Below are 20,192 nucleotides of genomic sequence, written 5' to 3'. Positions count from 1 at the left end.
CGCCTGCCGAAGCAGGGATCTTGGGTGGGCGGACGCCCCGGTGCCGCGTCGACACGTTCACACCGGGGCGCCTCGTCGTGCGGGCGGACCGTTCGCTCAGTCCTCGAACGGCTGAGACGAGCGGTGTGTCAGCCCACCGTCCACTTCTGGTTGGCGCCGCCGGTGCACGTCCAGATCTGCAGGCGGGTACCGTTGGCCGCGTTGCCGCCCGTGACGTCCAGGCATTTGTTCGCCTGCGGATTCACGAGGTCGTGAGCCGCGGTGACCGTCCATTTCTGGTTGGGTCCGCCGGTGCAGTCCCAGAGCTGGACCGTCGAGCCGTCCGCCGTGCCGTTGCCCGTGACGTCCAGGCACTTGCCGAGCGCGCGGATCGTGCCGTCGGCGGACACCGTCCACTGCTGGGCGCCCGTTCCGTTGCAGTCGTAGAGCTGTACGGGCGTCCCGTTGGCGGAGTTGGCGGCGGCCACGTCCACGCACTTGCCCGCGAGGCCCTTGATCGGGCCGCCGGTGCCGCCCGAACTGTCGCTCGTGGTCACCTTCACCTCGTCGACGACGAGTTGCTGCGGGAAGGAGGTGGAGCCGTCGGGGTCGCCCGGCCAGTATCCGCCGACCGCGAGGTTCAGGATCAGGAAGAACGGCTTGTTGAACACCCAGGTGTTGCCGCCCAGATCGGCGGGCGTCCGCGTCTGGTAGACCGTGCCGTCCACCGACCAGGTGATCGAGTTCGGTGCCCAGTCGACCGCGAAGGTGTGGAAGGCGTCCGCGAAGGCCTGGCCGTTCGGGAGGGAGTAGCCGGCACCGATACCGGCGGAGCCGGAGTACCCGGGACCGTGGATCGTGCCGTGCACGGTGGACGGCTCGAAGCCGACGTTCTCCATGACGTCGATCTCACCGGAGTTCGGCCAGCCGACCTGCCCGATGTCGCTGCCCAGCATCCAGAACGCCGGCCACATGCCCTGCCCGCGCGGGATCTTCATCCGGGCCTCGACGTGACCGTACGTCGACGTGAACTTCCCGGAGGTGTTCATCCGGGCCGACGTGTACTGGCATGTGCCGTACCAGCACTGATAGTTGGCCGGATTCTCCTTGCGGGCCGTGATCACCAGATGGCCCTGGCCGTCCAGCGCGGCGTTCTTGTTGCCCGACGTGTAGTACTGCCGCTCGTGGTTGTTGACGTTGTCGCCGGTCTCGAGCTGCCACTTGGCGGAGTCGACGGCCGAACCGTCGGAACCGTCGAAGGTGTCCTGGAACGTCACGGCCGCCGCGGCGGCCGCCGGACCCGCGTGGGCGGGAGCGGCGACGGTCGAGGCGGAGGCGACGAGCGCGGCGGACAGCGCGGCTAAAAGACATCGGCGGAGCAGGCGTGGGGAGTCCATGACACTCATTTCCGTACGGCCGCCCGTGACGGGTGAGCCGACTGAGGTGGGGGGTCAATGGTGGGGGGTCCATGCTTCGCCTCTTGATTTAAGGAGTGAGGAAACAAGGTGTCAATACTCTGGTACGGACCAGCGGTTGCCGTCGGCTCAGGCGCGAGCTCAGCCGCGAGAGCGCTTCCTGGGGTGCACTGCCCGGCCGAGTCGTCGGCCCAGGAGGAGGTAACCCACCAGCGCCCCGGTCGTGTTGAGGATGACGTCGTCGATGTCGAAGGAGCGTCCGGTGATGAGGGCTCCCTGAACCAGCTCGACCAGGAGCATGACCGCCGCGGTGAGCGCGAGGACGCGCAGGATTCCGCGGGTCTTCGGGAACACCACCGGCAGCAGCACACCGAAGGGCACCCCGAGCACGATGTTCCCGCCGATCTGCTTGACGGCGTCGCGCAACTCCGGCTGGTCGAGATAGGCCCGCAGCGAGGCCCCGGGGTGGAGATTGTTGTGGATCAGTGCCGTGGACGCGGGTGACGGCTCCAGTGTCAGCCGGGCCAGTACGACGGCGAACCCCACCATGGCCGCGAACGCGACCAGCATGGCCAGGAACCGGAAGGGCAGAGCCAGCGCCCGGGTCTCCCGCGCCGGCGCGGGGGTCCGTGCCGGTGTCCGCTTCGGCGTCCCACGTCCGAAGAGTGACCGTGACTTCCCCTTCGTGCCCCGTTCCGCCTTCGATGCGGACCTGCCGCGCGAGGACTTCGACGCCGGCTTTTCCCGTTCCGACTTCGACTCGGTCTTGCCGCGCTCGGCCTTCGGCGCGGACTTTCCGCGGACCGATCCCGACTTCGGCGCCGGCTTCAGGCCGCCGACCTTCGCGGCACGAACGCGCCATGCGGTGCGGACCATCGGATCCTCCCCTTTTCAACTGCTCACTGGTGCAGCCCGCATACCCCCGAAGGGGCCGAGAATGCCGGGGTCCGGCGAGCGGTGCGGGCTTTGAGACAGAGGGGGGACTGCCATCCCCACGACCGTCATCCCCAGGGCTGCCACCACCAGGACTCCCCGGGACCGGCGTCCCCAGGTCCGCCGTCCGCGGGACCCGCTCCGTGACGGCCGTCGGCCCGGGCGGCCATGAGCCGGGCCCGGCGCCGACGGCGGTGCCCCGGCTCAGGCAGCTCCGTAGGTGACGGTCACCTCCGTGAAGCCGAGAGAGCGCAGCAGGCCCTCGAGCATGGTCCTGGTGTTGTCCTCGGCGCGCGCGGTGAGGCGGCTGTCCTGCGCGGCCTTGCCGATGTGCTTGGCCGCGAGCCGCTGCACGGCCCGCTCGTCGTTCGGGTTGTCCGAGAACATGTCACCGATCCGGTCGAGGAGACCCCGCTGTTTCGAGACGGCGTAGGAGTGGTCGGGGTCGAGGGCCGGTTTGCCCAGTGCCGCGTGCGGCAGACGGAGCGTGGCCGACGTACGGTCGCTGTTGACCGTCACGTCCCTCTGTCCGAGACGCCCCAGATCGACATAGGCGTCGACGGTGCCGGCCCCCACGTACAGCGTGCGGGTGCCGCGGATCGCGTCGGGCAAATACTTCGCGTCCTTCTCCAGGTCCACGACCACCTGGAAGTTGCCCGAAGCGGCGTCGTAACGGCTCATGTCCTGAATGGACTTGAGCAGGGTGGGGCCCGAATTGTCGTGGCTTTCCGTGCCGAACACATCGCGCAGCCCCGGCAGAACGGCCAGCCGCAGCCCGGCGAAGAGCACCACGAGCACCAGCACGAAGGCGGATACGACCTTCGCCCAGCCGGGCATGCGCTTGATGGACGTCGTCATGTCGACGTTCCTCCTTTCAACCGTCCGTCTACCCTCCAAGTCCCCGGGCAGGCCGCCGGGCGCGTCCGGCACTTCGTGAGCGGATCCGCAACCGGAAACTCCCCGGTCGAAGGCCCGAAAGGTCCCCAGTAGCATGAGGTGCGCACTCCGGGCCGATCTTGCGCCCGGCGACGCAATCCGGTTCGATCATGCGAGGAGCGGACGTGCGTGACATCGCCGTGTTCAGCGGTAGTGCCCATCCCGAGCTCGCGGCCGAGCTCTGCGCGCACCTCGGTGTGCCGCTCAGCCCGACCCGTGTCAGTCGGTTCGCCAACGACTGCCTGGAGGTGCAGCTCCAGGCCAACTGCCGCGAGCGTGACGTCTTCCTCGTGCAGCCCCTCGTCACTCCGGTGCAGGAGCACCTGGTCGAGCTGCTGATGATGTGCGACGCGGCGCGCGGTGCCTCCGCCGGGCGGATCACCGTGGTCATGCCGCACTATTCGTATGCACGTTCGGACAAGAAGGACATGCCCCGGATCTCCCTCGGCGGCCGGCTCGTGGCGGATCTGCTGGTGGCGGCCGGCGCGAGCCGTGTCCTCGCGATGACCCTGCACTCCCCGCAGGTCCACGGCTTCTTCTCGGTGCCGGTCGACCATCTGCACGCGCTTCGGGAGCTGGCCGCCCACTTCCGGACCAACGACCTCTCGCGTACGACGGTGGTCTCGCCCGATCTCGGCAACGCCAAGGAGGCCGCCGCGTTCGCGCGGCTGATCGGCGCCCAGGTGGCCGCCGGTGCCAAGCAGCGGTTCGCCGACGACCGGGTGAGCATCAGCTCCGTCATCGGCGAGATCTCCGGGCGCGATGTCATCGTCCTCGACGACGAGATAGCCAAGGGCAGTACGGTCCTCGAACTCCTGGACCGGCTGCGCGAGTTGGGTCCCCGGTCGATTCGAGTCGCCTGCACCCACGGCCTGTTCGCTGCGGGCGCGCTCAAGCGGCTCAGCGAACAGCCGGACGTACTGGAGATCGTCTGCACCAACACCGTGCCGGTCCCGGTCGAGGAGCACACCGAGAAGCTGAGCGTCCTGTCCATCGCCCCGGCGCTCGCCGAGGCGGTGCGGCGCATTCACAACGGTGAGTCCGTCAGCGCTCTGTTCGACGCGCCGCGGAGCCAATAGACAGGAGGGAGCGGAACTTCCCTCCCCGTCGCCCGGTCACCAGGACCGGCTGCCGTGCCCGGCCGGGAAGCCGCTGAGCAACGCTCGGCGTCACCCAGGTGATCAGGAGGGCTCGCAGTGGCCAAGGCGAAATTCCAGCGGACCAAGCCGCATGTGAACATCGGCACCATCGGGCACATCGACCACGGCAAGACGACGCTGACCGCGGCCGTCACCAAAGTGCTGCACGACCGCTTCCCCGATCTGAACCCGTTCACGCCGTTCGACCAGATCGACAAGGCGCCCGAGGAACGGCAGCGCGGCATCACGATCTCGATCGCCCATGTCGAGTACCAGACGGAGAACCGGCACTACGCGCACGTGGACTGCCCGGGACACGCGGACTACATCAAGAACATGATCACGGGGGCCGCGCAGATGGACGGCGCGATCCTCGTCGTCGCGGCGACCGACGGCCCGATGCCGCAGACCAAGGAACACGTCCTGCTGGCACGGCAGGTCGGCGTCCCGTACATCGTGGTCGCGCTCAACAAGACCGACATGGTGGACGACGAGGAGATCCTGGAACTCGTGGAGCTGGAGGTGCGCGAACTGCTCAGCGAGTACGAGTTCCCGGGCGACGACGTCCCGGTCGTCCGGGTCTCCGCGCTGAAGGCACTGGAGGGCGACCCCGAATGGAGCGCGACGATCGTCGAACTCCTCGCGGCCGTCGACGCGTTCGTTCCGGAACCGGTGCGCGATGTGGACCGGCCCTTCCTGCTGCCGATCGAGGACGTCTTCACCATCACGGGCCGCGGCACGGTCGTCACCGGCCGGATCGAGCGCGGGGTGCTGAAGGTGAACAGCGAGGTCGAGATCATCGGCATCCACGAGCAGAAGACGCGGACGACCGTCACCGGCGTCGAGATGTTCCGCAAGCTCCTCGACGAGGGCCGGGCGGGCGAGAACGTCGGGCTGCTGCTGCGGGGGGTCAAGCGCGAGGACGTGGAGCGGGGGCAGGTCGTCATCAAGCCGGGTTCGGTGACCCCGCACACCAGGTTCGAGGCGCGCGCCTAAATCCTCTCCAAGGACGAGGGCGGCCGGCACACGCCCTTCTTCGACAACTACCGCCCGCAGTTCTACTTCCGCACGACGGACGTGACCGGAGTGGTGACCCTGCCCAGGGGGACGGAGATGGTCATGCCGGGCGACAACACCACCATGGAGGTGCAGTTGATCCAGCCGATCGCGATGGAGGAGGGGCTGAAGTTCGCCATTCGTGAGGGCGGCCGGACGGTCGGCGCCGGGCAGGTCACGAAGATCCGCGAGTAGGCTCCGGGGCGATGGACAGGACGCTCAGCGCCTCCTCCAGGGAGGCCGAGGGCGGCAGGATCCGCGAGAGCCCCGTCAGCCGGAACATGCGGAGGGTCAGCGGGTGGGTGCACACCAGGTGCAGCCGGCCGCCCCTGTCCTCGACGCGGCGCCTGGCGCGGTACAGCAGCCGCAGGCCGGAGCAGTCGAAGAACTCGACGCACCGCAGGTCGATCACGACCTGCGGTGCGGGGTCCGAGGTCACCGCGTCCAGCAGCGGGGTGATCTCCACTGCGGCGACCAGGTCGATCTCCCCGTGCAGTTCCAGCACCACATGACCGTGGCCGTGGTGGATCCGCAGATGCCTGGTGCATGGTGCGGAGTCGCTCTTCACGCGGACATCACCTCCAGCCGGCTGTCGGCCCGCTCCTGACGGCAGGAGTGCGGGTTCACCGGAGGCCGGGGCGACGACACGTCAAGCGATCACTGGACACGACCCCGGGCGCCGGTTCGAGTAAAACCGTTTGCTGCCCTGCAAGTTACCCTCGTTGAGGTGAATTCCAGCATGTTCGATTGACATATGTCTCCGCTGTGCGCGGCGAGTTGGCCATTCTTGACCGGCTGACCGGCTGACCGGCTGACCGGCTGACCGGCTGACCGGCTGACCGGCTGACCGGCTGACCGGCTGACCGGCCGCACGCCGCACGTCCGCGCGACCGTCCCGTCGTCCCGTCGCCCTGTCGCCCCGTCGTCAGTCGACCACCAGGACGAGCTTCCCCGTGGTGCGGCCCGTGTCGCCCAGGGCGTGCGCCTTGGCGGCGTCGGCCAGCGGGAAGGTCTCGGCGACCGTGGCACGCAGCGCGCCCTTCTCGACGAGATCCGCGACCGCCTTCATGCCCGACCGGTCGGCGTCGACGAGCATCCGCACCGCCCGGACTCCGAGCCGCTCGGCCTCCTCGTAGAACTCGTCGGAACCGACGGGCAGGATCGAGACGACCACGCCCCCGGGACGCAGCACCCGCAGTGAGCGCAGCCCGGTCTCGCCGCCGACCGTGTCCAGGACGACATCCACGTCGCGCACGGCCTCGGCGAAGTCGACGGAGGTGTAGTCGACCGGCTCGTCCACGCCGATGGACCGCAGGAAGTCGTGCTTGCCCGCGCTCGCGGTGCCGATCACATGGGCGCCGAGGGACTTGGCGATCTGCACGGCCACATGGCCGACCCCGCCGGCCGCCGCGTGGATCAGCACTCGCTGCCCGGGCCGGACGTCGGCGCGCTCGGTCAGGGCCTGCCAGGCGGTCAGGGAGACCAGCGGGAGGGCAGCGGCCTGCGTGTGGTCGATCGTCGCCGGCTTGTGGGTGAAGGCGCGGGCCGGACCGGTCACGTACTCGGCGTGCGAGCCGTGACCGAAGGGGTACGGCAGCATGCCGAAGACCTCGTCGCCGGGCCGGAAGTGGGCGACGCCGATCCCGGTCGCCTCGACCACGCCGGAGACGTCCCAGCCGAGGACGAAGGGCGGCTCGCCGAGGAACCCTCCGGTCGCGCGGTGCTTCCAGTCGGTCGGGTTGATGCCCGCGGCCCGTACCCGGATGAGGATCTCGTTCGGCCGCGGCGAGGGCCGTTCCAGGGTCACTTCCTCAAGAACCTCGGGACCGCCGAGGACGGTCTGGCTGATGGCTCGCATGGTGTTCTCAGTGCTCATGGTGAACCAGCCTGCCCGGGAGCGCCCCGACAGAAAATGGCATGATTGCCAACCTTCGATAAGATCGTGCCATGAAGCAGGAGCAGGAGCAGGAGCAGGAGCAGGAGCAGGTGGAGCGGGTCGTCGTCCTGGCGCTCGACGGCGTCTATCCCTTCGAGCTGGGCATGCCCAGCCGGATCCTCGGCGCGGCGGACGGCCGCTACGAGGTGGTGACCTGCACCGTCGACGGAGGGCCGGTCCGTACCGACGCCGACTTCTCCATCACCGTCGACCACGGCCCGGAGGTCCTGCGCACCGCGGACACGGTGGTGATCGCGGCCGTCACCCCGGCCCGGATCGCCGCCGCCCTCTCCGGCGAGGTGGCCGCCGTGCTCGCGCTCATCCGTCCGGGCACCCGGGTCGTGTCCATCTGCACGGGCGCGTTCGTGCTGGCCGCCGCCGGACTGCTGGACGGACGACGGGCGACCACGCACTGGCATGTGACGGACGCGTTCCGGCGCATGTTCCCGCTGGTCGACCTGGACCCGGACGTCCTGTTCGTCGACGACGGCGACATCCTCACCTCCGCCGGGGCCGCGTCCGGCATCGACATCTGCCTGCACATCGTGCGCCGCGACCACGGCAGCGAGCTGGCCAACAAGGTGGCCAGGCGCTGTGTGGTCCCGCCGCTGCGCGAGGGCGGCCAGGCCCAGTTCATCGAGCAGCCCGTCCCGGAACCGTCGACGGCGAGCACCGCCGCCACCCGCGACTGGGCGCTGGCGCGTCTCGGCGATCCGCTGACCCTGACCGAGCTCGCCGCTCACGCCGGAATGAGCCTGCGCACCTTCGCCCGCCGCTTCAACGACGAGGTGGGCCTCAGTCCCGGCCGCTGGCTCATCCAGCAGCGGGTCGCCAGGGCGCGCCATCTGCTGGAGTCCAGCGATCTGCCGGTGGACCGGGTCGCGGGCGAGGTCGGCTTCGCGACGGGCGCCTCGCTGCGTCAGCACCTCCAGGCGACGATCGGTGTCTCGCCCCAGACGTACCGCCGGACCTTCCAGACCACGCGCTGACCGGCGAACGAACCTGCGCACCCGTGCGTCGTAGGAGGACGAACGAGGGGCGGAGGGACAGTGGTGGGGACGCGCAGCGGGATCGTGGCCGCGGTGGTGCTTGTGGGGTTCGCGGCGGTGGGGTGCGGCGGGGACGGGCACGGCCCTCTGGTGGTGACCGGCACCGCGCCGGTGACCCCGTACGCCGGGCCGCTGAACCTTCCGTACACGACGGGGGGCGACGGGGACGCGCAGGAGAGTTCGGGCGCGGCCGGCCGGGCGCTGGAGTGCGACGGCGCGATCCGGGCGGGCGACGCGGGCGACTCGTGGAGCAAGGGGGACGGCGGCGCGACGCCCGAGGAGGGGCTGAGGGCGTACTTCGACATCTACCAGCCCGAACTGCCGGAGCGGGGCTACCGGATGGAGCGCGAGGAAGGGGATCGCGTCCTGTTCTCGTACGACGTCGGGGGCCGGACCAGGGTCGCCGTCGTCGTCGCCAAGGACCAGCCACGGAGGCCGGGTTGGGGCCCGGAGACCAGCGCGTCCTGCGACCCGTCCGAGTTCCCGGCGAGCTGGACGAAGGCGCGCGGGTTCGAGATCTGGACGGACCGGGACGGCCGGCGGGTGCCGACCACCGAGGTGTCCAGTTCGGCCGGCCCCGAGCACTGCGACTGGCAGAGCGCGCACTTCCTCGACCTCGGCCGGTACGGCCGTCAGTACGTGCGCGATCCGCACGGGGTCCTTCCGCCCGACGGGCCCGCCGCCGCGTACGACGTGCACGTTCGCATGCCCGCCGACGCGCGGGACACGGGTTATCGCTACGGCGACTGGCGGCTCTGGCTGACGCCGGACAGGTCCACTGCGTACATGAAGACCTCCGAAGGGGTGGAGGCGTGGACGGCGACGACGTCCCGCTTCGGCTGCCGGTGAGAGGCGCGGGCGGCGCCCCGCCGGGTACCTCGGGTGATCCGTACGCCCGTGGTGTCACCTGCTCATGTGCAGGGCGACGAGAAGCTGCCAGACCTCGTCCGCGACGGTGTCCGGGGTGCCCTCCAGCAGGCCGTGCAGCCAGTCCGCGAGGACGCCCGCGAACGTGGCGGCCACCGCGGACGCGACGAGGGGGGCGTCCGGCGCGCCCGCGAGGGTGCGCTCGGCGAGGCTGCGGGCCCGCAGATCGCGGTGGAGCACGAGTCCGAGCGGGCCGCCGCCGCCCGGACTCAGCAGCGCGCGGTAGAGACCGGCGTGCGGGGCGAGCCCGGTGAAGAAGGCGCGCAGCGCGGGGGGAGCGGACACCGGGTCGGGCCGGCCGCGCCAGGCGTGCAGCGCCTCCACCGCCTCCCGTACGACATCGGCGCACGCGTCGACCGCCAGCGCCTCCAGGTCGGCGTAGTGCACGTAGAAGGTGGCCCGGCCCACCCCGGCCCGCCGCACCAGCGCGGCGACGCCGGTCTCCTCCAGAGGGTGCTCGGCGCACTCCTCCAGCAACGCCTGCCTCAGTTTCGCGCGGGTCCGGGCGGCGCGTGGGTCGTCGGGCGTCATCCGGCGAGCAGGACGGCGGCGAGGGCGATCGCCCCCGGCAGCGCCTGCGCGAAGAGGATGCGGCGGTTGGCGGTGACCGATCCGTACACACCCGCGACCACGACACAGCACAGGAAGAACACCTGCGCGTCGTGGCCGGTCGGGTCGTCCGCGATCAGCCCCCAGACCAGGCCCGCGGCCAGAAATCCGTTGTAGAGCCCCTGGTTGGCGGCGAGCGGCGCGGTCGCCCGGGCCATCGGCGCGTCGAATCCATGGAGCCCCCGCCCCGGCTTCCTCTCCCACAGGAACATCTCCAGCACCAGGATGTACGCGTGCAGCGCGGCCACCAGGCCCACCAGCACGTTCGCGACCGTTTCCACCGTCGAAGACTCCGATCCGCCTCGTCACTTCTTGGACAGGTGTCCACTATAGCTGGACGACTGTCCAAGAAGCGACGGCCGGTGGGCGTCAGGCGTCCGGTGCCGCGTACACGCGCTCCCCTCCGACGTAGGTGAGCGCGACCCCGGTCTCCTTGATCGCCTCCGGCGGCCCCGCGAAGGGGTCGCGGTCCAGGACGACGAGATCCGCGAGGGCGCCCACCCGTACGCTTCCGGTGTCGTCGAGGTGGTTCACGTACGCCGTTCCCGCGGTGTACGCCGTCAACGCGGCCCTCAGATCGACGCGTTCGGCCGGCAGGAACACCGGCCCCCGCTCGTCCGGGCTCACCCGGTTGACCGCGACATGGATGCCCTGGAGCGGGTCGGGACTGCTGACCGGCCAGTCGCTGCCCGCCGCCAGCCGTGCGCCGGAGCGCAGCAGCGACCCGAACGGGTACTGCCAGGTCGCGCGTTCGGGCCCGAGGAAGGGGATGGTCAGCTCGTCCATCTGTGGCTCGTGGGCGGCCCACAGCGGCTGGATGTTCGCCGTGGCCCCGAGCGCCGCGAAGCGGGGAACGTCGTCGGGGTGCACGACCTGGAGATGCGCCAGGTGCGGACGGGTGTCGCTCGGCCCGTTCGCCTTCCGCGCCGCCTCCACGGCGTCCAGGGCGTGGCGTACGGCGCCGTCGCCGAGCGCGTGGAAGTGGCACTGGAACCCGAGAGCGTCCAACTCGGTCACGTACGCGGGCAGACGATCCGGATCGATGAAGCTCTTGCCCCGATTCGCCGTGGCGCAGCCGCACTTGTCGAGGTAGGGGTCGAGCAGCGCGGCGGTGCCGTTCTCGGCGACGCCGTCCAGCATCATTTTGACGCTGGTCGCCCGGAACCTGCCGTGCGCCAACGCGGCCCGCCGCTCGACGAGTTCGGGGATCTGCTCGGCACCGCGGGCCCGGTCCCACCACAGGGCGCCGACCACTCGCGCGGTCAGCGAACCGTCACGGGCCGCCGTCATGTACGCCTCGGACGGGTCCTCCATGCCGAGGAAGTCGCCGAGGATCGCGTCCTGCCAGGCGGTGATGCCCAGCGCGTGGAGATGCCGCTGGGCGTGCAGCAGCGCCGCCAGCCGGTCGGCCGGCGTGGCCGGCGGGGTGAGCCGGCCGACCGACTGCATGGCCCCTTCCTGGAGCATGCCGGTCGGCTCACCCGACGCGTCCCGTTCGAAGCGCCCGTCGGCGGGGTCGGGTGTGTCCCGGGTGACGCCGGCGAGTTCGAGCGCGCGGCTGTTGGCCCAGGCGCCGTGATGGTCCCGGTTGGGCAGATACACCGGCCGGTCCGGTACGACCGCGTCCAGGAGCTCCTTCGTCGGCGTACCGCCCGCGAAGGCCTCCATGGACCAGCCGCCGCCCGTGATCCACTCCCGCTCGGGGTGGGTCTCGGCGTACGCGCGGACGGTGGCGACGGTGTCCTCGGCGGTCCGCGCGCCGGTGAGATCGCACTGGCCGAGTTCCAGGCCGGCGGGGAGCGGGTGGACGTGCGCGTCCTGGAACCCGGGCAGCAGCAGCCGCCCGGCCAGGTCGACGACCTCGGTGCGGGGGCCGGTCAGTTCATGGACCTCGGCGTTCCCGACGGCGATGATCCGATCGCCGGTGACGGCCACCGCGGTCGCGGCGCGGCCCTCGGGAGTGAACACCGGGCCGCCGGTGAAGAGAAGGTCAGCGTGCATGGTTCCGTTTCCTTGTCCGAGCGCCCGGAAGCGCTCAGTTGGGGGTGGCCAGGAGCTGGGGAGCGTCGGCGTCGGTTCCCCGTCCGGTGGTGAAGTACGCGGACTTGCGGACCCACTTGGCCCACGCGGCGGCCACGAAGCCCGAGAGGACCATGACGGTCGGGGCCAGCAGCAGGAACCAGCCGTTGTCCGCGCTGACCTCGAAATGATCGGTCGAGTCGTAGAAGGACCAGGCGAGGTAGCCGCCGAGGCCGAGCAGCGCCACGGCGCTCAGGGCGGGCAGGACCACCGCGCGTATCCCGTCCCACAGGTTCTCGCGCAGCAGTCCGCGGAACCGGGCGGCCGCCGCGAGGGCGATGAGCGCGTACGACAGCGCCACGACGATCCCGACGGCGTTGACCGTCGCCATGATCATGTCGGAGAGCCGGGGAATCACCAGGGAGAGCGTGGCCACGACGACGGCCATCGCGCCGATCAGCAGCGTGCCGGTCGCCGGAGTCCCGTACCGGGCACTGACCTTGGACCACACGGGTCCGAGCGTACGGTCCCGGCTCATCGCGAACATCCCGCGCGCCGTCGGGATCACCCCGGCCTGGAGCGAGGCGACCGCCGAGAACATCAGCGCCACCAGTGGCAGCGCGGCCAGCGGCTGGTCGGCGAGCCGGTTGCCGAGGAAGGCCAGTCCCTCGGCGCCGTGCCCGGCCAGCTCGTTCTCGGACAGCACCCGCTGGAAGGCCACCGAGCCGAGCAGGAACAGTCCCAGCATGGTCACCAGCGTGATGGTCCCGGCCCGTGAGGCGTCCCGCGGATCGCGCACCTCCTCGTTCACGGTGAACGCCGCCTCGAAGCCCCAGTAGCAGAACACCGAAAGCAGCAGCCCCTGCGCCAGTGCCGTCGCCGAGGGGATCTGGAACGGGTCGAACCAGCTCAGGCTGAAGGGGTGCGGACCCGTCACGATGCCGTATCCGCAAAAGCCCAGCAGGACGACGTACTCGAAGACCAGCAGCCCGCTCTGGAGCCGCGCCGCCGTTTTGACGCCGGTCACCGCGGTGAGGGTGACGGCGACGAGGATCAGGACGCCCACGGCCGTGGTCTGGGCGGTCGAACCCGGGTCCAGCGCCAGCCCCGCCACCTTGTGCACGCCCGCCTGGCCGGCGAGCTGGATCATCGCCGAACCCGTCACAGCCGTGGTGTACGCGAGGAACGCCACCGTGGCCACGATGCTCACCCATCCGACCAGGAAGCCCAGCCAGGGGCTGAGCGAACGGCCCACCCACACATAGCCGTTGCCCGCGTTCGGCTCGACCTTGTTCAGCCGGGAGAACGCGCCGGCGATCCCGAGGATCGGCACGAAGGCCAGCAGCATGATCGCGGGCAGATGCAGCCCGACCACCCCCGCCGTCACTCCGAGTCCGATCCCGATGCTGGTCGTGGCCGCCGTGCTGGAGGCGGCGATGGCGACACCGTCCATGACGCCGAGCGTCCTGCGCAAGGACGGGGGATCCACACCGTACGACTTCTGCGTCATGGCCTGCTCCGATCGCACCCGGGGCCTGATTCCGGCCCGATGACCGGAAATGAAACTGCCCGGGGCCTTAACAGGTCAACGGCGTTGACATAAGGTGCCCGCACCGGGGGAGACCTCATGACGGCCACGTGCCCGCACTGGAGGGAGACCTCATGACGCCACGTGCCCGCACTGGAGGGAGACCCCATGACGTCCACGTGCCCGCATCGGAGGGAGACCCCATGACGTCCACGAACGACCGCGTCGTCCCGCCCGCCGCCCGGCGGCGCAGACGCCCCACCAAGACCGGCGTCGTCCTCACCGAGGAACTGATCGTCGAGACCGCCCTGCGGCTGCTGAAGGAGCACGGCGCCGACGCGCTCACCGTCCGCCGCCTCGGCCTCGCCCTCGGCGCCGACCCCAGCGCCCTGTACCGCTACTTCCGCGACACCGACGACCTGCTGCTCGCCATCGCCGACGAGCTCATCGGCCGGACCCTGTACGCCTGGCGCCCCACCGGGGACTGGCGCGCCGACCTCCGGGATCTCGGCCTGCGTGTGCACGCCGGATCGCTCGCCCATCCCCAGGCCGCCGTGCTCAGTTCCTACCGGGTGACCGGCCGGGCCCACGAGATCCAGGCGGTGGAGACGATCCTCGGCGTGCTCCGCGGCGCCGGGTTCCCCGACCCGGAGGCCGTACGGATCTACCACGCCTTCATCGACCAGGCGCTCGCGTTCGCGGCCCTGGACGCCGCCAGTCTCGCCCTCCCCCCGGCCACCCGCGAGGCCGAGGCGGCCGTGTGGCGGGCTCTCTACGCCCGGCTGCCGGCGGACAGCCACCCGAACATCGCGGCGGCGGCCCGCCATCTCGTGCTCGACATGCGGCGCAGCGCCTACCCGACGGCACTCGGCATGCTGCTGAGCGCGGCGGCGGCCCGGCTCGCGGAGATCACGGCGGACGGCGCCGCGGCAGGACCCGTGCGGGTGGGTGAGGGCGCAGGACCCGTGCCGGTGGGCGGAGACGCGGCAGGCCCGGCGCCGCGATCGTCCGGCCCGTCACACTGAGGCCTTCTCGACCGTCATCCGTGCAGAGCCACCCGCCCGCACCGGGGCGGGTGCGCTGCCCGTCCGCCGTATGCCGCGCGCCGCACACCGTGCGCCCTCGCGATCAGGAGGCCGTCCGCAGATGAATCCGCCCGTCCGTACCCGCAAGCAGCGCAAGCAGGACACGCTCGACCGGCTGGAGTCCGACGTCGACGTCTGGGTGTCCACCGCCGACAGCGCCGGGGGAGTGCCCGCTCTCGTCCCCCTGTCCTACCTCTGGGACGGAACGACCGTCCTGCTGGCCACCCCCGCCGCCAGTCCCACCGGCCGCAACCTGCGCGCGACCGGGGTCGTACGGCTCGGCTTCGGGCCGACCCGGGACGTCGTGATGATCGACGGCACCGTCCGGACCCTCGAAGCCGACGAACTGGCCGAGGGGGCCGGTGACGCGTTCGCCGCCAGAACCGGTTTCGACCCGCGCGGACTCAGCACCCACTACCGGTACTTCAGCGTCAGGCCGGTCCGGGTGCAGGCCTGGCGCGAGGCCGACGAGCTCTCCGGACGCGACCTGATGCGGGACGGCGAGTGGCTCGTGGCCGACTGAGACACCCGGGCGGGGGAACCCGGTACGGGCAGGGCGGTGGCGGTCGGCTGCCACCGCCCTGCCCGTAAGAGAACCCTCAAGGGCACGGGCCCCCAGGTTCGTGCCGCCTCAGTCGCGGCCGGACTTGTCGGGGGAGGGCCAGACGCCCGTGGAACGCTCGATGGCCTTCGCGCCCGAGCGGTCCACCGCGCTGCGCACGACGGCGAAGATCGCGCCCTGGAGGGCGGCGGCCAGCAACACCTCGCCCCAGCCGCGGTCCCGGTCCAGGGCGTCGGGAGCGTCCTCCTCATGACGTATCGCCATCCAGGCCTTCTGGAAGGCGATTCCGGCGACAGCGCCTCCGGCCCAGCTCAGCACGAAGCCGACCGGTTTGTACGCCAGGGACAGTTTGCGCTTCTTCTGCTTCTTCGACACCGAGGCTCCTTCTCCGCTCGTGAGGCCGCGGACCCGCGGCGGCCTCCTCCCGTCGGGTACGGGTGCCCTGTGTGCCGCGCTCGTACCCTCGGCCCGATTCTCCCGGCCGGCCCGGTGTGAGGTGCGGCCCCGAGGGAAACCGGCCGGTGTGAGTGGTCAAGAGACGACGGAGACGACGGAAGGACCCGATCGCGCCCCATCGGCGCGACAGCGGCGGCGGAAGGAGGACGGCTCGGACGGCAGGACCAAGGTCACCGTGATCGTGGCGCTGGGCGCCAACCTGCTGATCGCCGTGGCCAAGGCGGTGGGCGGCCTGATCTCGGGATCGCCCGCGCTCCTCTCGGAGGCCGCGCACTCCGTGGCGGACAGCATGAACGAGGTGTTCCTGCTGGCGGCGCTGCGCCGCAGCCGCCGGCCCGCCGACCGGCGGCATCCGTTCGGCTACGGCAAGGAGCGGTTCTTCTGGTCACTGCTCGCGGCCGTCGGCATCTTCGTCATGGGCGGCTGCTTCTCCTTCTTCCAGGGCTTCGAGGCGCTGCGCAACGGCGCCGAGGAATCCTTCCGCGGCTACATGACGGGGATCGCGGTCCTCGTCGTGGCCCTGCTCGCGGAAGGCGCCTCGCTGCTGCGGGCTCTCGTGCAGGCGCGTGGCAAGGCGGGCGACGGCATGCGCGACCCGGCCCTGCGGACGGTCGTCGCCGAGGACGGCACCGCGGTACTGGGCGTGAGCCTCGCGATCGTCGGCATGGTGCTCCACATGATCACGGGCCAGGTCGTGTGGGAGGCCTCCGCGTCCTTCGCCATCGGGCTGCTGCTCGTGTCCATAGCCTTCTGGCTCGGCAGCGACGCCCGCGAGCAGCTCATCGGACGGGCCGTCGACGAGGAGCAGAGCGGCCGGATCCGCGAACTGCTGAAGGCACAGCCCGAGATCGACAGTGTCGAGGCGCTGCTGACCATGGAGCTCGGCCTCGACTCGACCCTGGTGGCCGCACGGATCGACCTGGTCCCCGGGCTCGACAGCGAGGAGGTCGAGGAGGTCGCCGTCCGTATCAAGCGCTCCGTCGCCCACACCTTCCCCGAGGCCGACCAGATCTTCCTCGACGTGACGGACGCGGAGGCGGCGCGGTCGGCCGCGCGCCGCGACGAGAGCGACGAGAGCGGGGCGAGCGGGGCGAGTGACGGGGGCCGGAGCGGCGACGTGCCGACGGGAGCCGCGGCTGCGGTGGAAGACCCCGCTTCCGGGTGAGTTCCGGCGCCCGGAGGAGGTCACGCCTCCGGGGGAGACGCGTCCGGGGGAGACCCCGCCACGTCAGGAAGCCCCGCCGCGACGGGGGAGCGCGGCGGGGCCTGACATGCGGGTGCCCGGTGTCCTTCGGTTCATGCGCACCGACACGGGGGACATTCGGGAGTACCGGTACGCCTGGGTCAGCCGGCCGGCTCCAGGACGAAGAGGGGGATCACCCGGTCGGTCTTCTCCTGGTAGTCGGCGTACGGGGGATACGCGGCGACCGCGCGCTCCCACCACCGGTCCTTCTCGTCTCCGGTGATCTCCCGGGCCGTGAACTCCTTGCGCTCGGACCCGTCCTGGAGCTCGACGCGAGGGTCGGAGATGACGTTGTGGTACCAGACCGGGTGCTTGGGAGCGCCGCCGAGCGACGCGACCACGGCGTAACGTCCGTCGTGCTCGACGCGCATCAGCGGGGTCTTGCGGATCTTGCCGCTCTTGGCGCCGCGTGTCGTGAGAATGATGACGGGCATGCCGGTGTCCATCAGGGTCGTTCCCTTGGTCCCACCGGAACTCTCGTACAACTCCACCTGGTCCCGGACCCACTGCGTGGGGCTGGGCTCGTACTCGCCCTCAAGTGGCATGACTTCCGTCCCATCGTCGCGTCGGACTGGTCGTGTCTCGGCACGATTCAACACCAGGGCGGACGAGAATCTTCCGCACCGCGGCCCGCGTGGCTCCCCGCGCCGGGCTGATCCCCCGGTGGGGCGTACCCGGTGCGACCGGCGTACCGGGCGTGCACCGGCCGGCGGCCCGGGTTCTCATGAAGGGGCCACGAGTACGCGTACGGCCAGCAGCATGATCACGGCGCTCGACGCGAGCCCCGTCACCAGCCGCCCCCGGTGTCCCGTCAGAGTCCGGCCGAGGAGGGCGCCGCCCCCGGCGATCAGGAGCTGCCAGCTCGCCGACGCCGCGAACGCGGCGAGGACGAACACCCCCTGTTCCAGCGGACGTACCGCCTCGGCCGTCCGGCTGCCGAGCACCAGCGCGGCGAAGTAGACGACGGTGGTCGGGTTCAGCAGGGTGATACCCAGAAGCGCCAGGTAGGCGCGGCCGGGGTGCGGAGGATCCTGCCCGGTCCGCTCGGCGAGCCGGCGTTCGCGGTACTGGCGGACCGCGCCGATCGCCCCCCGGACCGCCAGCACGGCGAGGACGAACGCGGAAGCCCGGCTCAGCGGGAGCATCACCGGCTGGAGCGCCGCGGCGAGCGCCGCACCTCCGAGGGCGGCGACCAGGGCGTACAGGCCGTCGGCCGTCGCCACGCCGAGCGCGGCCGAGGCGCCGATCCGCAGGGACGTACGAGCGGTGAGGGAGACGAGGTAGGTCGCGACCGCTCCGACGGGCATGGCGATGCCATAGCCCGCGAGAAGCCCCGCGACGAGCGCGGCGGTCACGACCGGGGAAGCTCGGGCCTCCGCGGTCGGCCGGGCTGCTGCTGGACCCGCACCGGACGGACGGCGGCGGAGGTCGGCGGCAGGAAGGCTTCGATCGTGGACATGGGCCGATGTTCGGGCCGCCGGACGGCCCGCGCAACCCATTTTCGGAAGGGGTCTCCCGAGGGGTTCGAGCCATCGCCGGGCAGTCGGGGAGCCGGCGGGATGCCGGAGGGGCCGCGAAATCCGCGGGAACCGGAACCGGGCCCACCGCGCTTCGGCCAGATCGCGCGAGCCGCTCATCTGGCCGAACTTCGTGTGGCCGTGTAGGTGCCTGGGGCATCTAATGAAGATCGGCAAGAGGGAACCGTCGCTTGCGAGGTCACTCATGACAGAAACCCCCCTGACCCGATCCCCGGCATTCCGGCCCGCGGAGTCCGAGCCGTCACCGGTCGCCTTTCCGCAGGACCGGACATGCCCCTACCACCCGCCCGCCGCCTACGCGCCGTTGCGTGAGGGGCGTCCGCTCTCGCGGATCTCCCTCTTCGACGGGCACGTCGTCTGGGTGGTCACCGGTCACGGTGCCGCCCGTGAACTCCTCGCCGATCCACGGCTGTCCACGGACCGTACGCGGCCCGCGTTCCCGGCGGTCACCGAGCGGTTCGCCGCGGCGCGCAACCGCAGGATCGCGCTCCTCGGTGTCGACGACCCCGAGCACCACGTCCAACGCCGCATGCTGGTACCGAGTTTCACCCTCAAGCGGATCGGCGCGCTGCGCCCCGGCATCCAGGAGACCGTCGACCGGCTGCTCGACCGGATGGCGCGACAAGGCCCGCCCGCCGAGCTGGTGAACGACTTCGCGCTCCCCGTGCCCTCCATGGTGATCTGCGCCCTTCTCGGTGTGCCGTACGGCGACCACGACTTCTTCGAGGCACAGTCCCGCCGGCTGCTGCGCGGCCCGGCCGCCGCGGACATCGAGGACGCGCGGGACCAACTGGACGCCTACTTCGGCTCGTTGATCGAACGCAAGGAGAAGGACCCCGGGGACGGGCTCCTCGACGAACTGATCCGTGATCAGCTGCGCGAGGGAAGGGTGGATCGCCAGGAGCTGATCTCGCTGGCGACGATTCTGCTCGTCGCCGGGCACGAGACCACGGCGAACATGATCTCGCTCGGCACCTTCACCCTGCTCAGTCATCCGGAACAGCTCGCCGAACTGCGGGCCGAGCCGGCTCTGATGCCCGCCGCCGTGGAGGAACTGCTGCGGTTCCTGTCCATCGCGGACGGCCTGTTGAGGGTCGCGGTCCAGGACATCGGGATCGCCGGGGTGACGATCCGTGAAGGCGAGGGTGTGGTCTTCTCCACGTCCGTCATCAACCGCGACGAGCAGGCGTTCCCCGAGCCCGACACCGTGGACTGGCACCGGTCGGCCCGGCACCATGTCGCGTTCGGCTTCGGCATCCACCAGTGCCTCGGCCAGAACCTCGCGCGGGCCGAGATGGAGATCGCGCTGCGCTCCCTCTTCGGCCGCTTCCCCGGCCTGCGGCTCGCCGTCCCCGCCGACACCGTGCCCTTCAAGCCCGCAGACACGATCCAGGGGATGCTCGAACTCCCCGTGACCTGGTGAGCGGCGGCGTTGCCATGGACATCGGCATCACGATCGACAAGGACGTCTGCATCGGCGCGGGCCAGTGCGCCCTCGCCGCGCCGGGGGTCTTCACCCAGGACGACGACGGATTCAGCGCGTTGCTGCCGGACCGTGCGCGGGGCGGCGGCGATCCGATGCTCCGGGAGGCGGTCCGGGCCTGCCCCGTGGGCGCCATCGCGCTGACGGAGCCGGCCGCCTCGACCCGCGACCGGCCCTGACTCCCTTCCGGGTGCGTCTCCGTCACCTACCTCTGATTTTGCGAGAGTGCCCCGGCCTTCAGGCCGGGGGTGAATCGCATCTTGGACTGCTTTGACCTCAGCTGTGGGCACGGGCCTGTA

20 protein-coding genes and 1 pseudogene are annotated in these 20,192 nt (G+C 71.0%); 9 read left to right on the top strand and 12 right to left on the bottom strand.

The genetic code is table 11. The features are described from left to right. Positions 1 to 128: 128 nt before the first annotated feature. From ABZV42_RS23605 to ABZV42_RS23595, 3 genes are all read right to left on the bottom strand, one after another. The gene (locus ABZV42_RS23605; RefSeq protein WP_356053448.1) at positions 129 to 1,376 is read right to left on the bottom strand and encodes a family 16 glycosylhydrolase; all 1,248 of its coding nucleotides are present in this window, start codon (positions 1,374 to 1,376) and stop codon (positions 129 to 131) included. Positions 1,377 to 1,535: 159 nt separating this feature from the next. After that, positions 1,536 to 2,270: a VanZ family protein gene (locus tag ABZV42_RS23600; protein WP_355989805.1), complete on the bottom strand. Its 735-nt coding sequence runs from the start codon at positions 2,268 to 2,270 to the stop codon at positions 1,536 to 1,538. 261 nt (positions 2,271 to 2,531) lie between these two features. Then, positions 2,532 to 3,185 (bottom strand): DUF4230 domain-containing protein, encoded by a 654-nt coding sequence (locus ABZV42_RS23595; protein WP_355989807.1) that lies wholly within the window; start codon positions 3,183 to 3,185, stop codon positions 2,532 to 2,534. Between the two features lie 203 nt (positions 3,186 to 3,388). Between ABZV42_RS23595 and ABZV42_RS23590 the strand changes: the two genes are divergently transcribed. Continuing rightward, a complete protein-coding gene (locus ABZV42_RS23590) occupies positions 3,389 to 4,342 on the top strand; it encodes a ribose-phosphate pyrophosphokinase (RefSeq protein ID WP_355989810.1) in 954 nt (317 codons plus the stop codon). A 117-nt stretch (positions 4,343 to 4,459) separates the two neighbouring features. Then, positions 4,460 to 5,653 (top strand): annotated as a pseudogene (gene tuf / locus ABZV42_RS23585) (elongation factor Tu). On the opposite strand, the gene ABZV42_RS23580 reads toward tuf, so the two are convergent. Together ABZV42_RS23580 and ABZV42_RS23575 are read right to left on the bottom strand one after the other, a co-directional pair. Beyond that, positions 5,634 to 6,026 (bottom strand): anti-sigma factor antagonist, encoded by a 393-nt coding sequence (locus ABZV42_RS23580; RefSeq protein WP_355989815.1) that lies wholly within the window; start codon positions 6,024 to 6,026, stop codon positions 5,634 to 5,636. The pseudogene tuf and the gene ABZV42_RS23580 overlap by 20 nt on opposite strands. Before the next feature lie 357 nt (positions 6,027 to 6,383). Further along, positions 6,384 to 7,334, bottom strand: coding sequence for an NADP-dependent oxidoreductase (locus ABZV42_RS23575; protein ID WP_355989816.1), 951 nt, complete (start codon positions 7,332 to 7,334; stop codon positions 6,384 to 6,386). 71 nt (positions 7,335 to 7,405) lie between these two features. Here ABZV42_RS23575 and ABZV42_RS23570 point away from each other — a divergent pair, with 71 nt between their 5' ends. Together ABZV42_RS23570 and ABZV42_RS23565 are read left to right on the top strand one after the other, a co-directional pair. Next, positions 7,406 to 8,383 carry a helix-turn-helix domain-containing protein gene (locus tag ABZV42_RS23570; protein ID WP_356053446.1) on the top strand — a complete coding sequence of 326 codons (978 nt, stop codon included), beginning with the start codon at positions 7,406 to 7,408 and terminating at the stop codon, positions 8,381 to 8,383. Between the two features lie 63 nt (positions 8,384 to 8,446). After that, on the top strand, positions 8,447 to 9,292 hold the full coding sequence (locus ABZV42_RS23565) for a hypothetical protein (RefSeq protein WP_356053444.1): 846 nt from the start codon (positions 8,447 to 8,449) through the stop codon (positions 9,290 to 9,292). Between the two features lie 54 nt (positions 9,293 to 9,346). Here ABZV42_RS23565 and ABZV42_RS23560 read toward each other — a convergent pair whose 3' ends face one another. The 4 genes from ABZV42_RS23560 to ABZV42_RS23545 all read right to left on the bottom strand — a co-directional run bounded on the left by ABZV42_RS23560 (position 9,347) and on the right by ABZV42_RS23545 (position 13,508). Beyond that, entirely contained in the window at positions 9,347 to 9,901 is a 555-nt protein-coding gene (locus ABZV42_RS23560) for a TetR/AcrR family transcriptional regulator (protein WP_355989822.1), read from the bottom strand. Next, positions 9,898 to 10,260 carry a DUF1304 domain-containing protein gene (locus tag ABZV42_RS23555; protein WP_355989824.1) on the bottom strand — a complete coding sequence of 121 codons (363 nt, stop codon included), beginning with the start codon at positions 10,258 to 10,260 and terminating at the stop codon, positions 9,898 to 9,900. The genes ABZV42_RS23560 and ABZV42_RS23555 overlap by 4 nt, the downstream gene beginning before the upstream one ends. A gap of 88 nt (positions 10,261 to 10,348) precedes the next feature. Next, complete coding sequence (locus ABZV42_RS23550) at positions 10,349 to 11,980, bottom strand: amidohydrolase (RefSeq protein WP_355989826.1); 1,632 nt, start codon at positions 11,978 to 11,980, stop codon at positions 10,349 to 10,351. Positions 11,981 to 12,014: 34 nt separating this feature from the next. Further along, entirely contained in the window at positions 12,015 to 13,508 is a 1,494-nt protein-coding gene (locus ABZV42_RS23545; RefSeq protein WP_355989828.1) for an APC family permease, read from the bottom strand. 221 nt (positions 13,509 to 13,729) lie between these two features. Here ABZV42_RS23545 and ABZV42_RS23540 point away from each other — a divergent pair, with 221 nt between their 5' ends. Both ABZV42_RS23540 and ABZV42_RS23535 read left to right on the top strand, forming a co-directional pair. Beyond that, positions 13,730 to 14,551 carry a TetR/AcrR family transcriptional regulator gene (locus ABZV42_RS23540; RefSeq protein WP_356053442.1) on the top strand — a complete coding sequence of 274 codons (822 nt, stop codon included), beginning with the start codon at positions 13,730 to 13,732 and terminating at the stop codon, positions 14,549 to 14,551. Between the two features lie 121 nt (positions 14,552 to 14,672). Further along, positions 14,673 to 15,134 (top strand): pyridoxamine 5'-phosphate oxidase family protein, encoded by a 462-nt coding sequence (locus tag ABZV42_RS23535; protein ID WP_356053440.1) that lies wholly within the window; start codon positions 14,673 to 14,675, stop codon positions 15,132 to 15,134. Positions 15,135 to 15,242: 108 nt separating this feature from the next. Here ABZV42_RS23535 and ABZV42_RS23530 read toward each other — a convergent pair whose 3' ends face one another. Then, positions 15,243 to 15,548: a DUF4235 domain-containing protein gene (locus ABZV42_RS23530; RefSeq protein ID WP_355989835.1), complete on the bottom strand. Its 306-nt coding sequence runs from the start codon at positions 15,546 to 15,548 to the stop codon at positions 15,243 to 15,245. A gap of 148 nt (positions 15,549 to 15,696) precedes the next feature. Between ABZV42_RS23530 and ABZV42_RS23525 the strand changes: the two genes are divergently transcribed. Then, positions 15,697 to 16,794: a cation diffusion facilitator family transporter gene (locus tag ABZV42_RS23525; RefSeq protein WP_356053438.1), complete on the top strand. Its 1,098-nt coding sequence runs from the start codon at positions 15,697 to 15,699 to the stop codon at positions 16,792 to 16,794. A 179-nt stretch (positions 16,795 to 16,973) separates the two neighbouring features. On the opposite strand, the gene ABZV42_RS23520 is transcribed toward ABZV42_RS23525, so the two are convergent. After that, the gene (locus ABZV42_RS23520; protein WP_356053436.1) at positions 16,974 to 17,417 is read right to left on the bottom strand and encodes a nitroreductase family deazaflavin-dependent oxidoreductase; all 444 of its coding nucleotides are present in this window, start codon (positions 17,415 to 17,417) and stop codon (positions 16,974 to 16,976) included. 177 nt (positions 17,418 to 17,594) lie between these two features. After that, positions 17,595 to 18,227: a LysE family transporter gene (locus ABZV42_RS23515; protein WP_355989843.1), complete on the bottom strand. Its 633-nt coding sequence runs from the start codon at positions 18,225 to 18,227 to the stop codon at positions 17,595 to 17,597. A 367-nt stretch (positions 18,228 to 18,594) separates the two neighbouring features. On the opposite strand from ABZV42_RS23515, the gene ABZV42_RS23510 reads away from it, so the two are divergent. Then, on the top strand, positions 18,595 to 19,833 hold the full coding sequence (locus ABZV42_RS23510) for a cytochrome P450 (RefSeq protein WP_356053434.1): 1,239 nt from the start codon (positions 18,595 to 18,597) through the stop codon (positions 19,831 to 19,833). Positions 19,834 to 19,853: 20 nt separating this feature from the next. Then, positions 19,854 to 20,072, top strand: a complete 219-nt coding sequence (locus ABZV42_RS23505; RefSeq protein WP_355989851.1) for a ferredoxin — start codon at positions 19,854 to 19,856, stop codon at positions 20,070 to 20,072. Positions 20,073 to 20,192 lie beyond the last annotated feature (120 nt).

Origin of the sequence: Streptomyces sp. NPDC005281 (assembly GCF_040607495.1) — a bacterium.
Lineage (GTDB): Bacteria > Actinomycetota > Actinomycetes > Streptomycetales > Streptomycetaceae > Streptomyces.
The sequence above is the reverse complement of the archived record's forward strand: the minus strand, read 5'-3'. Positions and strand labels throughout refer to the sequence as shown.